Consider the following 15,169-nt stretch of genomic DNA (forward strand, 5'->3'; position numbering starts at 1 on the left):
CGGGCGGCCCCTCTTCCGCGAGAGAAGCGATGCTCCAGGCCATTGGACTCACCAGCGCCCCCCGCCGCGAACTCCCGCCCGCCGTCGACGATCTCACCTTCGAGGCCCGGCCGGGGCAGGTCACGGCGCTCCTCGGTGCGGCCGGTTCCGGCAAGACCACGGCGCTCAGGCTGATGCTCGACCTCGCACCCGGCCGCGGCGTCACGTATTTCCGCGGCCGCCCCCTGTACCGGATCGCACACCCCGCCCGCGAGGTCGGGGCGCTCCTCGGTGATGTCCCGGGCCACCCCGCGCGTACCGCCCGCGGCCAGCTGCGCATGCTGTGCGCCGCGGTCGGCGTGCCCGCCGCCCGCGCGAACGACATGCTCGACCTCGTCGGCCTGGCAGCGCTCGCCGACCAGCGCCTCAGTACGCTCTCCCTCGGCATGGACCGCCGACTCGGCCTCGCCTCCTCCCTGTTGGGTGACCCGCACACGCTCCTCCTCGACGAGCCCGCCAAGGGCCTGTCGCCGCGCGAGAACAGCTGGCTGTTCGGGCTGCTGCGCGGCCACGCGGCCCAGGGCGGCACCGTGCTCTACACCACGAGCGACGCCCGGGAGGCGGCCCGTACCGCCGACCGGGTCGTCACCATCGATGGCGGCCGCCTCGTCGCCGATCAGGATGCCGCCGAGTTCGCAATGACCAGGCTCCGTCCCCGCGTCGCCGTCAGGACTCCGCACGCCGCCCGCCTCGGCGCCCTGGTCACCCGGGAGGCCCGCGCCGCCCGGCGTTCGGTCGAAGTCGTCGCCGAGAGCGGCACCCGCCTCTCCGTCTACGGCAGCGACTGCGCGCAGGTCGGCGAGACCGCCTTCCGGCACGGCATCCCGGTCCACCGGCTCGCCGACGAGACCGGCGACACGGGCCCGGTTCCCGCCCCGGAGCGGCAGCCCGCCCCCGCCGTCTCCAAGCGGCCCGGGGAGTCCGCCGTCAGGGTTTCCGTGCCGGCCCTGACGTCGCAGTACCGGCGTCCGTCCCGCAGCCCGCTCCGCCCCCTGCGCTACGAACTGCACCGCCTCCTCGGTACGCGGACGACCCTCCTCGTCGCCGCCGCCGTCCTGGTCGCCTCCGTGACGATCTCCGTGCTGCTGGCCCGCGTCGGCAGCACCCCTGTGCCCGCACTTCTCGCCGCCTGGCCGGACCTCCTGCCCCTGCCGCCGGCCGCGTTCGGCGCCGGGCTGCTCGGCGCGATCGCCTTCGGTGAGGAGTTCCGCTACCCGGCCCTCGCGGCCGCCCGCGGCACGGTTCCCCGCCGTGTGGGACTGCTCCTCGCCAAGCTGACCGTCTCCGCCACCGCCGCGCTCCTGCTGGGCCTGCTCGTCGTGGTGGCCGACGCCCAGGCCCTGAGGCTCGTGTACGGCGAGGACTTGATGCGCGTACCGGAGAAATGGGCCGCCATGGCGGCCAGTTGGTCAGCCCTGACCGTCGGCTGCGCCTGGGCCGGGCTGCTCGGCGCCGGGGTCTTCCGCGCGACGGCCGCCGGAGTGGCCGCGGTGCTCGCCGTGCCGGTCCTGGTGGCGCCGGTCGCGCAGCGGGTGGTGGTGGGCCCGTCCGCACGTTCGGTGGCCGGACTCCCGGGCAGGCTGCGCGAGGTGGCGTGGTTGCAGTGGCCGTACGAGATCGATCCCTGGCTGGTGGCCGCGATGAGGCTCGCGGCCCAACCGGTCGGTGCGGCACTGACATTGTCGCTCTGTGCCCTGCTTTGCGCGTATCTGTTCACTGGCCTTCGCCGCCGGACCTATTGGTGACCGGCTCGGGCTGTGCAGGCAGACGCCCGCTCACAACTCCCCGCAGAACGCCCGTTTCTTTCCGATAAGTCGTCAATTGCGGGGCGGGCGGCGATCACCCTTTCGTGTGCTTTTCACCAAAGACCTCAAGGGTCGCGGGAGTCCCGCCGACAAAGGATCCGTGAGTACCCTTGCGCACACCATGATGACCGCCTCCCGCCCCGCCGATTCCGGCCTCGCCGGGCCGGGTGAACTCGACCGCTACCCCTACGCGGAGGCGCCGGGCGCCGATCGCGTCGGCGTGCCCTCCTGGGACGGGGCCGACACGGACCTGGGCCGGATGGGCCGCCGCTCGGCGGGCAGCCGGGGCCGCGGGCTCCACGGCCAACTCGTCCAGCAGCTCGGCCAGATGATCGTCTCCGGCGACCTCGGCGCCGACCGTCCGCTCGTACCCGAGGAGATCGGCCAGCGCTTCGAGGTCTCCCGTACCGTCGTACGCGAATCCCTGCGCGTACTCGAGGCGAAGGGCCTGGTCAGCGCTCGGCCCAACGTTGGGACCCGGGTCCGCCCCGTCTGTGACTGGAACCTGCTGGACCCCGACATCATCGAATGGCGGGCCTTCGGTCCGCAGCGCGACGACCAGCGCCGTGAACTGGGCGAACTGCGGTGGATGATCGAGCCGCTCGCCGCCCGCCTCGCGGCCGGGCACGGACGCGAGGACCTCCAGCAGCGGCTCGGTGACATGGTCGAGATCATGGGCCACGCCCTCACGCAGGGCGACTCCCTGACGTTCTCCCGCGCCGACTCCGAGTTCCACTCCCTGCTCATCCAGCTCGCAGGCAACCGGATGCTCGAGCATCTCTCCGGCATCGTCTCCGCCGCCCTCCAGGTGTCCGGCGGCCCTGTCACCGGCTGTGACCGCCCCACCGAGGCCGCGCTCGTTTACCACTCCCGCACGGTCGACGCGCTCGCCACGGGCGACGCCATGGCCGCCGAGAACGCCATGCGTCAACTGCTCACCGTTCACCCGGAAGTGGAGCGTGTGGTGCCTGCGCCGCGCGAGCACTGACTGCGGACCACGGCCAGGGTGGGTGCCCAGGGTGTGTGTGCCTTGCGGCCCGGCTGCGCTGAAGGAACGCTGAGGAAGCTGAGAACCTGTGTCGCCGGATCCCATGGGGTCCGGCGACACGATTGTGAGCTGGCCGCGAGCCGATGTCCCTTCTGTTCCTCCTCATTTGGTACGGGGTGTGACTTGGGCCACGCAGATTGGGCGTAACACTCCGCGGGACTACGCGATGACCTAAGAGGTGACAGCCGAAGAAGGAATACAGCCGCTGAACGTGGCGCTGTAACCAGTCCGAGGTTCAACCCGCGCCGTCGGTACACCCCCAGCCCGATGTCGTCGGTCGTGGCCCGTACTCAGGGCGAGGCCGGAAGCCGTTTCCATCGTTCCGAGAGGTTGTTCGTGTCGGCCAGCACATCCCGTACGCTCCCGCCGGATATCGCCGAGTCCGAGTCTGTGATGGCGCTCATCGAGCGGGGAAAGGCTGATGGGCAGATCGCGGGCGATGACGTGCGCCAGGCATTCTTGGCCGACCAGATTCCGGCGGCCCAGTGGAAGAACGTTCTGCGCAGCCTCAACCAGATCCTCGAGGAAGAGGGTGTGACGCTGATGGTCACTGCCGCGGAGTCGCCCAAGCGCCCCCGCAAGAGCGTCGCAGCGAAGAGCCCGGCCAAGCGCACCGCCACCAAGGCCGTTGCGGCCAACGCGGCCGCGGCGGCCCCCGCCCAGACGGTCGCGGCAACGGCCGCACCGGCATCGGAAACATCGGAAACCGTGGACGCCGTGGCCGACGACGACGTCGTCTCCCCGGAGCCGGAGAAGAAGGCCGCCGCGAAGAAGGCGGCAGCCAAGAAGACCACCGCGAAGAAGACCGCGGCCAAGAAGACGGCCGCCAAGAAGACCTCCGCCAAGAAGGACTCCGACGAGTCGGCAGACGGTGAGGACTCCACCGAGGAGACCCCGGTCAAGGCGGGCACCGACGATGAGGAAGAGGGCGGGGAGAAGGGCTTCGTTCTCTCCGACGAGGACGAGGACGACGCGCCCGCGCAGCAGGTCGCTGTCGCCGGCGCCACCGCCGACCCCGTCAAGGACTACCTCAAGCAGATCGGCAAGGTCCCCCTCCTCAACGCCGAGCAGGAGGTGGAACTCGCCAAGCGCATCGAAGCGGGCCTGTTCGCCGAGGACAAGCTGGCCAACAGCGACAAGCTCGCGCCGAAGCTCAAGCGCGAGCTGGAGATCATCGCCGAGGACGGCCGGCGCGCCAAGAACCACCTGCTGGAGGCCAACCTCCGCCTGGTGGTCTCGCTGGCCAAGCGCTACACCGGCCGCGGCATGCTCTTCCTGGACCTGATCCAGGAGGGCAACCTGGGTCTGATCCGGGCCGTCGAGAAGTTCGACTACACCAAGGGCTACAAGTTCTCGACGTACGCCACCTGGTGGATCCGTCAGGCGATCACCCGCGCGATGGCCGACCAGGCCCGCACCATCCGTATCCCGGTGCACATGGTCGAGGTCATCAACAAGCTGGCCCGCGTCCAGCGCCAGATGCTCCAGGACCTGGGCCGCGAGCCCACCCCGGAGGAGCTCGCCAAGGAGCTCGACATGACCCCCGAGAAGGTCATCGAGGTCCAGAAGTACGGCCGCGAGCCCATCTCGCTGCACACCCCGCTCGGCGAGGACGGCGACAGCGAGTTCGGTGACCTCATCGAGGACTCCGAGGCGGTCGTCCCGGCCGACGCGGTCTCCTTCACGCTCCTGCAGGAGCAGCTGCACTCGGTCCTCGACACCCTCTCGGAGCGCGAGGCGGGTGTCGTGTCCATGCGGTTCGGTCTCACCGACGGTCAGCCGAAGACGCTGGACGAGATCGGCAAGGTCTACGGCGTGACGCGTGAGCGCATCCGTCAGATCGAGTCGAAGACGATGTCGAAGCTGCGCCACCCGTCGCGCTCGCAGGTCCTGCGCGACTACCTCGACTAGGACGCGGCCGGCGTACCTGTGGTCGTTCACCCGCTCGGGCCGGGCCCCGGAGTCTCACGTACGAGACTCCGGGGCCCCGGCTTTTCGCGGGTGCGGCGCGCAGGTGTCCGGCTGAGGCTGAGGGTGCCATTGCAGCACCGAGCCAGGAGGCCGTATGCGTCGCTCTTTTGCCGGATCACTGACAGGGGCGCTGGCCCTGACGGCCATGGCCGTTGCGGCGCCACAGGCCTCAGGCGGTACCGCCACCCCGGACGGTGTGGTCATCGGGGGCCAGCCGGTACAGATCTCGCAGTCACCGTGGGTGGTGGCCCTCTCCAGCCGTGACCGGTTCGGAGGTACGCGGGCGGGGCAATTCTGCGGCGGAGTGCTGGTGGCGCCCGCCAAGGTGCTGACGGCGGCACACTGCGTGAGCTCGGATGTACTGGGCGTACCCCTCGGGCAGGTGCGCGACCTGGCCGTCATCTCGGGCCGCAGCGAGCTGAAGGGCGCGGGCGGCCGGGAGACCGCGGTCAGTGGCGTCCAGCTCAATCCGGCGTACGACGACAAGACGAACGCCGGAGACTTCGCGCTGCTGACCCTGTCGACCCCGCTTCCCGCGGATGACGCCATCAAGGCGGCCGGGGCGGGCCACGCGGCGTACAACCCGGGCACGAGCGCCGTCGTCTACGGCTGGGGCGACACGACCGGCGCCGGGGCCTACGCGGACGAGCTACGGGCCGCGCCGGTGAAGGTGCTGCCCGACAGCACCTGCGAGCGGGCTTATCCCGGACGCCCGGACGGCACGTACCGGGCGGACACGATGCTGTGCGCCGGGGACGAGAAAGGGGGGCACGATGCCTGTCAGGGGGACAGCGGCGGACCGCTGGTGGCCGAGGGCCGGCTGATCGGGCTCGTCTCCTGGGGGAGCGGCTGCGGTCAGGCGGAGAACCCCGGTGTGTACGCACGCCTCTCAGCCGCCCCTGAAACCTGGACCGAAAGAAGCTGATTACGCTTGCAGCGTACGAGTACGGGCGGCCTCCCCCGACCTAGCGGGGAGACCGCCCGTCGGCCGGTCGGAACCGGCCCTTGGCTCGTCGTGGTCGCGAGGACGTGTCAGCGTTCCTCGTCTTCTGGGGACGGCGGCACGGGGGTCAGCCGGTCGGTCTCGTCCTGTATTTCAGCGGCGATCTTCTTGAGTTCCGGCTCGAACTTACGTCCGTGGTGGGCGCAAAAGAGCAGTTCGCCGCCGCTGGCCAGGACAACGCGCAGGTAGGCCTGGGCGCCGCAGCGGTCGCATCGGTCAGCGGCCGTCAGGGGGCTCGCGGGGGTCAGAACAGTAGTCACGTCGCCTCTTCTCTAGCTCGACGAGCTGTCGTACCAGGGTCAACATCCAACCAGGCCGAAAACGTTCCCGCTCGTGGCTTTTCCTTGAAAATTCTTCCGAGGTGGCTGTCTGCTGCCGGTTAGCGGCGAAGGAGCCGTATTGCGTCGCTCTACGGTTTCGCGTCGATTGTTGGGTATTTGCCTCCCGGCTGGCTTGCCGGTTGTTCATGAGGACGTGCCCGGAGCCTAAATGGTTCATGCCTAGAAGGGAACGTGATGTCCACGTCACCCCATCGAGGGATCGAACGTGCATACGACTCTGGACTAGCATGAGTTTTCCTGAGGGTGGCGTTACATCGGCTCTACCAGGCCTCGGTACCCTCTGACCGGCGACCCACGCCGGGCCCGTACCCCATCGGGACACATTTGAAATTCAGCGAGGAGCGAACCGCGTGACCGCCGAGACGTCCGTGCCGTCCACTGCGCTTCTGACCGGTGCAGACCGTGACGGCTCCAACTACACCGCGCGGCACCTCCTCGTACTCGAGGGGCTCGAGGCCGTCCGCAAGCGCCCCGGTATGTACATCGGGTCCACCGACAGCCGCGGTCTCATGCACTGCCTCTGGGAGATCATCGACAACTCCGTCGACGAGGCCCTCGGCGGTTACTGCGACCACATCGAGGTCATCCTCCACGACGACGACTCGGTCGAGGTCCGTGACAACGGCCGGGGCATCCCGGTCGACGTGGAGCCCAAGACGGGCCTGTCCGGCGTCGAGGTCGTGATGACCAAGCTGCACGCCGGCGGAAAATTCGGCGGCGGCTCGTACGCCGCCTCCGGCGGCCTGCACGGCGTGGGCGCATCGGTCGTCAACGCCCTCTCCGCCCGCCTGGACGTCGAGGTCGACCGCAATAGCGCGACGCACGGCATCAGCTTCCGGCGCGGCGTCCCCGGCATGTTCACCGAGTCGGGCCCGGACTCGCCCTTCGACCCGGCGAACGGGCTGCGCAAGAGCAAGCGGGTCCCCAAGACGCGCACCGGCACGCGCGTGCGTTACTGGACCGACCACCAGATCTTCCTCAAGGACGCCAAGCTCAACCTGGAGACGCTGTACCAGCGCGCCCGCCAGACGGCCTTCCTCGTGCCCGGCCTGACCATCGTCGTACGCGACGAGCGCGCCATAGAGGGCGGGGGCAAGACCGAGGAGGTCTTCCGCTTCGACGGCGGCATCAGCGAGTTCTGCGAGTACCTCGCCCAGGACAAGGCCGTCTGCGACGTCCTGCGGCTGAGTGGACAGGGCACCTTCAAGGAGACCGTGCCGGTCCTCGACGACCGCGGCCACATGACGGCCACCGAGGTCACCCGCGAGCTGGGCGTGGACATCGCGCTGCGCTGGGGCACGGGGTACGACACCACCGTCAGGTCCTTCGTCAACATCATCGCCACCCCCAAGGGCGGCACCCACATCTCCGGCTTCGAGCGGTCCCTCACCAAGACCGTCAACGAAGCGCTGCGCTCCGCCAAGCTGCTGCGGGTGGCGGAGGACGACGTCGTCAAGGACGACGCCATGGAGGGCCTCACCGCGGTCGTCACGGTGCGTCTCGCGGAGCCGCAGTTCGAGGGCCAGACCAAGGAAGTCCTCGGTACGTCGGCGGCCGCGCGGATCGTCGGCAATGTCGTCGCCAAGGAGCTCAAGGGCTTCCTGACCTCCACCAAGCGCGACGCGAAGCAGCAGGCGCGCTCCGTCATGGAGAAGGTCGTCGCCGCGGCGCGCACGCGCATCGCGGCCCGCCAGCACAAGGAGGCGCAGCGCCGCAAGACCGCGCTGGAGTCCTCCTCGCTGCCGGCCAAGCTCGCCGACTGCCGCAGCGACGACGTGGAGCGCAGCGAGCTCTTCATCGTCGAGGGAGACTCCGCACTCGGTACGGCCAAGCTCGCCCGGAACTCCGAGTTCCAGGCGCTGCTCCCCATCCGTGGCAAGATCCTCAACGTCCAGAAGTCGTCCGTCTCGGACATGCTCAAGAACGCCGAGTGCGGCGCCATCATCCAGGTCATAGGAGCGGGGTCGGGCCGGACCTTCGACATCGACGCCGCTCGCTACGGCAAGATCGTGCTGCTGGTCGACGCCGACGTCGACGGCGCGCACATCCGCTGCCTGCTGCTGACGCTCTTCCAGCGCTACATGCGTCCGATGGTGGAGGCGGGACGCGTTTTCGCCGCCGTACCGCCGCTGCACCGGATCGAGCTCGTCCAGCCCAAGAAGGGCCAGGACAAGTACGTCTACACGTACTCGGACAGCGAGCTGCGGCAGACGCTGCTGGAGTACCAGCGCAAGAACGTGCGCTACAAGGACTCCATCCAGCGCTACAAGGGCCTCGGCGAGATGGACGCGGACCAGCTGGCGGAGACCACGATGGACCCGCGCCATCGCACGCTGCGCCGGATCAACATCGGTGACCTGGAATCCTCCGAGCAGGTCTTCGACCTGCTGATGGGCAACGAGGTCGCGCCGCGCAAGGAGTTCATCACCAGCTCCGCGGCCACGCTGGACCGCTCGCGCATCGACGCCTGAGTCAACCGGGATCCCGGAATTCACCCGTGGGTGGAGCGCGCAGCTCCACTCACGCTCCGTTCCCGGGCGGGATCGGCGGCTGGACGGCATGGCCTTCCCAGGAGGCCCTGACGCGGCTCGGGGTTCCACGGGTGCGGATGATCATTGACACGACGACGTACTGGCGCACAGCCTCTCGGCGCAGATGGTGCGCCTGGAGGCCGCGCAGATCCTGGAGCGCGTCGTGGCGGCGCACGGCATGGCCCGCGAGCGGCTCGCGGAGACCCGTCAGGCGCTCTCCGCGCTGCGCGGTGAGTGGTGGGCCGTGGAAGCCTTCCTGCGGGAACTGGTGGTGCCTTCAGGGGACGCGACGGTCGATGTGCCGGGGGATCGCCCCGCGTCGCGCTGCGCATCGGCACGGCCACCGTGCAGAAGCACATCAACAACCTCTTCGCCAAGGCTGGAGTGCGCGACCGGGCGCAGGCGGTGCGGTACGCCCACCGGCACGGGCTCGCACAGCCGCCCGGGGCCTCCGTCACCTGAAGGGGTGAAGTGCGGGGATTGAAGAGTCCTGGATCTTCCCGGTCTGTCCATCCTTGGGCACGCGGACAATTCGTTCGCGGACAAGGAGAGTTGTTCGGTGGAGAAGCAGGAAGGGCGCGAGGCCGCAGCGGTGCGGATCGACGACCCCTGGTACGACGCGCTTGCCTCCGGCTGGGGTGAACTCGACGGTACGGGAGCGCCCGCGCCGCTCACGCCTCCCGCGCCCACGGGCCCCGAGCCCGGTCCCAGTGCAGCCGAGATCTATCTGGAGGTGCAGCGCAGCGCCGCCTTCCAGGAAGTGCGCAGCCGCTACCGGCGGTTCGTCGTGCCCGCGTCCCTCGCCTTCTTCACCTGGTACGTCGCCTACGTCGTCGCGGCGACCACCGCGCACGACCTGATGGCCCGCCCCGTCGCCGGCGCGGTGAACGTCGCGATGGTCGCCGGACTCGGCCAGTTCCTCACCACCTTCCTGCTGACCTGGGCGTACGCACGTCACGCGCGGCTGCGCAGGGACCGCGCGGCGCTCGATCTGCGCTGGGACACCCAGGAACTGACCCGTGGCATCAGGGGGACCGAGCGGTGACCGACGACCACCAGACACTCGCGCTGCTGCTGTTCTGCGTGTTCGTCGCGGCGACCCTGGCGATCACGACGTGGGTGAGCCGCAACCGGCGCGGCTCCGCAGAGGAGTTCTACGCGGGGGGACGGCTGTTCTCGCCCATGGAGAACGGTTTCGCCATCGCCGGCGACTACATGTCCGCCGCGTCCTTCCTCGGCATCTCCGGGCTGATCGCGCTCTTCGGCTATGACGGCATGCTGTACTCCGTCGGCTTCCTCGTCGCGTGGCTCGTCGTACTGCTGCTCGTCGCCGAACTCGTTCGTAACTGCGGCCGCTTCACGCTCGCCGATGTCGTCGCGGCGCGGATGAGGGAGCGGCCTGTCCGTATCGCGGCGGGAACTTCCTCGGTCACCGTGTCCGTTCTCTATCTGGTGGCGCAGATGGTGGGGGCGGGCAGCCTGGTCGCGCTGCTGCTGGGCGGGAGCAGCGAAGCCGCGCGCTCCTGGACGGTCATCGGCGTGGGCGCGCTGATGGTGATCTACGTATCGCTGGGAGGGATGCGGGCCACCACCTGGATCCAGATCGTCAAGGCAGTGCTGCTCATGGCGGGCACGGTCGCGCTCACCGTGCTCGTACTGGTGCGCTTCCACGGCGACTTCAACCAGCTGCTGCTCTCCGCCGCCGAGCGCAGCGGCCACGGCAAGGACTTCCTGTCTCCCGGTCTGCGGTACGGCGGGGACTGGACGGCCCGCTTCGACTTCATCAGCCTCGGTCTCGCGCTCGTCCTCGGCACGGCCGGCCTGCCGCACATCCTGTCCCGCTTCTACACCGTGCCGACCGCGCGAGCCGCCCGCCGCTCGGTCGTCTGGTCCATCGGTCTCATCGGGAGCTTCTACCTGATGACGATCGTGCTCGGCTTCGGCGCGGCGGCGGTGGTCGGCACCGACGAGGTACGGGCGTCCAACGCGGCGGGGAACACGGCGGTTCCGCTGCTCGCCCTCGACCTGGGCGGCGGCGCGGGTTCCACAGGAGGAACGGTTCTGTTCGCCGTCGTCGCAGCCATCGCCTTCGCCACCATCCTCGCGGTCGTGGCCGGTATCACGCTGGCTTCGTCCGCCTCAGTGGCTCATGATCTGTACGCCTCGCTCAGGCGCCGCCACGCCAAGCAGTACAGCGAGGTGGCGGTGGCCCGGGTCGCCGCGGCCGGCATCGGCGCCGTGGCCATCGCCCTCGGTCTGCTCGCCCGCGACCTGAACGTCGCGTTCCTCGTCGGCCTGGCTTTCGCGGTCGCCGCGTCCGCCAACCTGCCGGTGCTGCTCTACTCGCTGTTCTGGCGGAACTTCACCACTCGCGGCGCGGTCTGGTCGGTGTACGGCGGCCTGATCCCGGCGGTGCTGCTCGTGCTGCTTTCGCCGGTCGTCTCCGGCAGCCCCGAAGCGCTGTTCCCCGGCGTCGACTTCCAGCTGTTCCCGCTGCAGAACCCGGGCCTGGTCTCGATCCCGCTGGGCTTCCTCGCGGGCTGGGCAGGAACGGCACTGTCGCCCGAACCGCCGGACGCGGCCGGACACGCGGAGACGGAGGTCCGCTCGCTGACGGGCGCGGGGGCGGTCTGACCGACCTGGCCCGGGAGGCGCACGCGCTCGGGGGCTCCACCCGCTCGCCCCCGGCCGCTCCATGCCCTCAGCCGCTGCTCGCCGTCCAGGCGTAACGGTGTTCCGGGCGGCCCGTCTCGCCGTACTTGAGGCTGAGCCGTACCCGCCCGGACCGCTCCAGCAGTTTCAGATAGCGCTGCGCGGTCTGCCGGCTCATGCCCGCCCGCTCCGCGATCTCCTGGGCGGACAGCGGCCCTCCGGCCGCCAGCAGCACCTGCCGGACCATGGCGGCTGTGGTGGGCGAGTGTCCCTTGGGGAGGTCGGGGGAGCCGGTCACGGAGAGCGCTCCGAAGATGCGGTCCACCTCGGCCTGCTCCGCCTCGCCGCCCCCGTCGAGCGTCCGGCGCAGCGCGGCGTACGCCTCCAGCTTGGTGCGCAGTCCGGCGAAGTTGAAGGGCTTCACCAGGTACTGGAGAGCTCCCTGGCGCATCGCCGCCTGCACGGTCCCGATGTCGCGCGCCGCCGTCACCATGATCACGTCGGTCTCAAGACCGAGGGCGCGCAGCTCCTGGACGAGCGCGAGCCCGTTCCGGTCCGGCAGATAGTGGTCCAAGAGCACGAGGTCGACGTGGGCGGCCTGGAGTTGGGCCAGGGCGTCGGCGGCGGAATGCGCCCGGCCGACGACGCGGAAGCCCGCGACCTTGGCCACGTACGCGGCGTTGATCTCCGCGACGCGGACGTCGTCGTCCACCACCAGTACGTCGATCATCGCGTCTCTCCCGCCGCGGCCGACGCCGCTGTGTCCGGCCCCGAGCCCGTCCCGGCCGTACCAGTGGCCGACCCCATGTGTGCCGGCCCGGTGTGCGCCGGTCCCGTTCCGGCCCGCCCCGAGCCGGCGAACCCCGGCTCACCCGGCGCCGTATCGCTCAGGCCGGCGTCGGTGAGCGCCTTCGGCGTGAGCGCCTCCGGCAGTACGACGGTGAATTCGGCGCCGCCCTCGGCCGCCTCGCCGACCCGGGCGCTGCCGCCCTGCCGCTCCGCGAGCCTGCGCACCATCGCGAGGCCGAGGCCGCGCTTGCCGTGGGCCGGCAGCTCCTTGGTCGACCACCCCTCCGTGAAGATCAGCTCGCGCTGCTCGGCCGGGACACCGGGCCCGCTGTCCGTCACCCGCAGCACGGCCGTCCGCCCGCGCGCCCGCAGCTCGACCTCGACCACGGCGTCCAGGGACCCGGCCGACGCGTCCAGCGCGTTGTCCACCAGGTTGCCGACGACGGTCACCAGACCGCGCGGGTCCACCAGCCGGTCGGGCAGCAGCGTCGCGTCGGAGAGCCGCAGCGCGACCCCGCGCTCCGCCGCGACGGTGGCCTTACCGACCAGCAGCGCCGCCAGCATCGGGTCGTGGATCTTCTCGGTGATCTGCTCGGCAGTGGCGCGGTGCACTTCCGCGACCTCCGTCACGAACTCCACCGCCTCCTCGTGCATGCCGAGCTCCAGCAGCCCCAGGAGCGTGTGCATCCGGTTGGCGTGCTCGTGGTCCTGCGCGCGCAGGGCGTCGATCAGACCCCGCGTCGAGTCCAGCTCGCGGCCGAGCCGCTCCAGCTCGGTACGGTCGCGCAGAGTCGCCACGGCGCCGCCGTCGTCCGTCGGCATCCGGTTGGTCACAAGCACACGCTGCCCGCGCACGGTCAGCAGGTCGTCGCCGGTCACCCGCCCCGCCAGCACATCGGCGGTACGTCCTTCGCCCAGCACTTCGTCGAGCGGCCGCCCCGTGGCCTCGGTGCCGAGGCCGAGCAGCCGCTGGGCCTCGTCGTTCATCAGCCGGATCCTGCCCGCGGCATCGAGGGCGACGACGCCTTCGCGGATGCCGTGCAGCATCGCCTCGCGCTCGGCCAGCAACGCGGAGATGTCGGAGAAGGCCAGGTCGTGGGTCTGCCGCTGGAGTCTTCGGGAGATGAGGTACGCCGCCACCGCGCCGACGGCGAGAGCGCCGCCCGCGTACGCCAGCAGCCCGGGGATCGCCGCCAGCAGCCGGGCGCGGACGCTGTCGTACTCGATGCCGACCGACACCGCGCCGACGATCTCGCCGCCGGCCTCGCGCAGCGGGACCTTGCCGCGGGCGGAGCGGCCGAGCGTACCCTCGTCGATCTCCATGACCTCGCGGCCGCCGAGCGCCTCGCTGGGGTCGGTGGAGACGACCTTGCCGATCTGGCGGGGGTCGGTGTGGGACCAGCGGACGCCCCGCTCGTCCATGATCACGACGTACTCGGCGCCGGTGGAGCGCCTGATGCGCTCCGCCTCCGCCTGTACGGGCCCTTCGACGGCGGGCCGCGACCCGGCCACCGCGCCGGCGAGCTGCGGCTGGGCCGCCGTGGTCTGCGCGATCGCGAGCGCCCGCCGCATCGCCTCCTGGTCGAGCTGAGCACTGAGCGGGGCGAGGAAGAGGCCGGTGGCGAGCACGGTGACGCCGGTGGCGATGGCCAGCTGCATGAGGAGCACCTGCGAGAAGACGCGCTGGGGCCAGCCCAGACGAAGTCGTCTGCCGGAGGTGTTGGGTGCGGCGCTCATGTCTACGAACGGTAAAGCGCCGGGCACACCTTTCCGAAATCCCACGCTCCGGCCCGTACGGCTCCTGCGGCCGTCCGGAGCGCCGAGCTCGCCAATATCCTGGGGCGGCCCGTTCCCGTGCCAAGCGAAAGGCCCCCTGGTGAGCAAGAAGCAGATCCCGGTCATCGTCCTCGCGGGCTTCCTGGGGTCCGGCAAGACGACCCTGCTCAATCACCTGCTCGCGCAGAGCCGGGGCACCAGGATCGGCGTGATCGTCAATGACTTCGGGGCCATCGAGATCGACGCCATGGCGGTAGCCGGGCAGCTCGGGGACTCCACCGTTTCGCTCGGCAACGGATGCCTGTGCTGCGCCGTCGACGCGAGTGAGCTCGACGAGTACCTGGAGAAGCTGGCCCGGCCCGCCGCCCGGCTCGATGTGATCGTCATCGAAGCGAGCGGGCTCGCCGAGCCGCAGGAGCTTGTCCGGATGGTGCTGGCCAGTGAGAACGAGCGGATCGTGTACGGAGGGCTTGCCGAGGTCGTCGATGCCGTCGAGTTCGACGCGACGCGGGAGCGACATCCGGAGATGGACCGGCATCTCGCCGTCGCCGACCTCGTGGTGCTGAACAAGACGGACCGGGTGGGGGAGGAGCAGCTCGAGCGCGTCCTCGACACCGTCGGGGGTCTCAGCGGCGGTACGGCCGTCGTCCGCGCGTCGTACGGACGGATCGATCCGGAGCTGCTCTTCGACCCGGCGGTGCGGCCGGACGGCGAGGAGAAGGTGCGGCAGCTGTCGTTCGACGACCTGCGGGGCGAGGGGGACGCGCACGACTCCGACTGCCACGGCGATCATCTGCACGCGGCGTACGAAAGCGTCTCCTTCACCTCCGAGGTGCCCATGGACCCGCGCCGGCTCATGGAGTTCCTCGACACCAGGCCGGAGGGGCTCTACCGGATCAAGGGGTACGTCGACTTCGGTGCGGCCGACGCACGCAACAGGTACGGCGTGCATGCCGTCGGGCGGTTCCTGCGCTTCTACCCCGAGCCCTGGGGGCGCGACGAGCGGAGGATCACGCAGCTCGTACTCATCGGGTCCGGGACCGACGGTGACGCGCTGGGCAAGGAGCTCGCGGAATGCCGGGCCGGCCGCCCGCAGGACGACGGCTCGCAGAACGCCGGCGCCCGGGACGACGACGCGCAGGACGCCCCCGCCGCTGCCGACGAGCACAGCATGTGGGGCGTCCTGCGGTACGTACAGGGCGAGGGCTGACCCT

General features: G+C 70.4%; 11 protein-coding genes and 2 pseudogenes. 10 read left to right on the top strand and 3 right to left on the bottom strand.

Annotated features, from left to right (window positions below; translation table 11 throughout):
- Positions 1 to 29: 29 nt before the first annotated feature.
- From AC1P0E_RS25690 to AC1P0E_RS25705, 4 genes are all read left to right on the top strand, one after another.
- Positions 30 to 1,784, top strand: a complete 1,755-nt coding sequence (locus AC1P0E_RS25690) for an ATP-binding cassette domain-containing protein (RefSeq protein WP_482744475.1) — start codon at positions 30 to 32, stop codon at positions 1,782 to 1,784.
- Positions 1,785 to 1,944: 160 nt separating this feature from the next.
- Positions 1,945 to 2,832: a FadR/GntR family transcriptional regulator gene (locus tag AC1P0E_RS25695; protein WP_482744476.1), complete on the top strand. Its 888-nt coding sequence runs from the start codon at positions 1,945 to 1,947 to the stop codon at positions 2,830 to 2,832.
- A gap of 396 nt (positions 2,833 to 3,228) precedes the next feature.
- The gene (locus AC1P0E_RS25700) at positions 3,229 to 4,803 is read left to right on the top strand and encodes an RNA polymerase sigma factor (RefSeq protein WP_482744477.1); all 1,575 of its coding nucleotides are present in this window, start codon (positions 3,229 to 3,231) and stop codon (positions 4,801 to 4,803) included.
- Positions 4,804 to 4,957: 154 nt separating this feature from the next.
- Complete coding sequence (locus tag AC1P0E_RS25705) at positions 4,958 to 5,788, top strand: S1 family serine peptidase (protein WP_482744478.1); 831 nt, start codon at positions 4,958 to 4,960, stop codon at positions 5,786 to 5,788.
- A gap of 107 nt (positions 5,789 to 5,895) precedes the next feature.
- Here the strand turns inward: AC1P0E_RS25705 and AC1P0E_RS25710 are convergent, their stop codons facing one another.
- Positions 5,896 to 6,126 carry a DUF7455 domain-containing protein gene (locus tag AC1P0E_RS25710; RefSeq protein ID WP_028814168.1) on the bottom strand — a complete coding sequence of 77 codons (231 nt, stop codon included), beginning with the start codon at positions 6,124 to 6,126 and terminating at the stop codon, positions 5,896 to 5,898.
- 431 nt (positions 6,127 to 6,557) lie between these two features.
- Here AC1P0E_RS25710 and AC1P0E_RS25715 point away from each other — a divergent pair, with 431 nt between their 5' ends.
- From AC1P0E_RS25715 to AC1P0E_RS25735, 5 genes and pseudogenes are all read left to right on the top strand, one after another.
- A complete protein-coding gene (locus tag AC1P0E_RS25715) occupies positions 6,558 to 8,678 on the top strand; it encodes a DNA gyrase/topoisomerase IV subunit B (protein ID WP_482744479.1) in 2,121 nt (706 codons plus the stop codon).
- Positions 8,679 to 8,832: 154 nt separating this feature from the next.
- Positions 8,833 to 9,051, top strand: a pseudogene (locus AC1P0E_RS25720) (sensor histidine kinase); the annotation flags it as partial.
- An 8-nt stretch (positions 9,052 to 9,059) separates the two neighbouring features.
- Positions 9,060 to 9,200 (top strand): annotated as a pseudogene (locus tag AC1P0E_RS25725) (LuxR C-terminal-related transcriptional regulator); the annotation flags it as partial.
- A 97-nt stretch (positions 9,201 to 9,297) separates the two neighbouring features.
- Positions 9,298 to 9,783: a DUF485 domain-containing protein gene (locus tag AC1P0E_RS25730; RefSeq protein ID WP_482744480.1), complete on the top strand. Its 486-nt coding sequence runs from the start codon at positions 9,298 to 9,300 to the stop codon at positions 9,781 to 9,783.
- Positions 9,780 to 11,372, top strand: a complete 1,593-nt coding sequence (locus AC1P0E_RS25735) for a solute symporter family protein (protein ID WP_482744481.1) — start codon at positions 9,780 to 9,782, stop codon at positions 11,370 to 11,372. The genes AC1P0E_RS25730 and AC1P0E_RS25735 overlap by 4 nt, the downstream gene beginning before the upstream one ends.
- Before the next feature lie 67 nt (positions 11,373 to 11,439).
- Here AC1P0E_RS25735 and AC1P0E_RS25740 read toward each other — a convergent pair whose 3' ends face one another.
- A complete protein-coding gene (locus AC1P0E_RS25740; protein ID WP_482744482.1) occupies positions 11,440 to 12,120 on the bottom strand; it encodes a response regulator in 681 nt (226 codons plus the stop codon).
- Positions 12,117 to 13,916, bottom strand: coding sequence for a sensor histidine kinase (locus AC1P0E_RS25745; protein ID WP_482744483.1), 1,800 nt, complete (start codon positions 13,914 to 13,916; stop codon positions 12,117 to 12,119). Before AC1P0E_RS25745 ends, AC1P0E_RS25740 begins: the two co-directional genes overlap by 4 nt.
- A gap of 139 nt (positions 13,917 to 14,055) precedes the next feature.
- Between AC1P0E_RS25745 and AC1P0E_RS25750 the strand changes: the two genes are divergently transcribed.
- On the top strand, positions 14,056 to 15,165 hold the full coding sequence (locus AC1P0E_RS25750; RefSeq protein WP_482744484.1) for a CobW family GTP-binding protein: 1,110 nt from the start codon (positions 14,056 to 14,058) through the stop codon (positions 15,163 to 15,165).
- The last annotated feature ends 4 nt before the right edge of the window (positions 15,166 to 15,169 follow it).

It is taken from the genome of Streptomyces sp. TRD_SC_5 (assembly GCF_056836825.1).

What these genes read in the sequence shown, in the direction of transcription:
- AC1P0E_RS25690 (WP_482744475.1), top strand. Translation starts at nt 30, where the DNA reads ATGCTCCAGGCCATTGGACTCACCAGCGCCCCCCGCCGCGAACTCCCG.
- AC1P0E_RS25705 (WP_482744478.1), top strand. Translation starts at nt 4,958, where the DNA reads ATGCGTCGCTCTTTTGCCGGATCACTGACAGGGGCGCTGGCCCTGACG.
- AC1P0E_RS25740 (WP_482744482.1), bottom strand. Translation starts at nt 12,120, where the DNA reads ATGATCGACGTACTGGTGGTGGACGACGACGTCCGCGTCGCGGAGATC.
- AC1P0E_RS25745 (WP_482744483.1), bottom strand. Translation starts at nt 13,916, where the DNA reads ATGAGCGCCGCACCCAACACCTCCGGCAGACGACTTCGTCTGGGCTGG.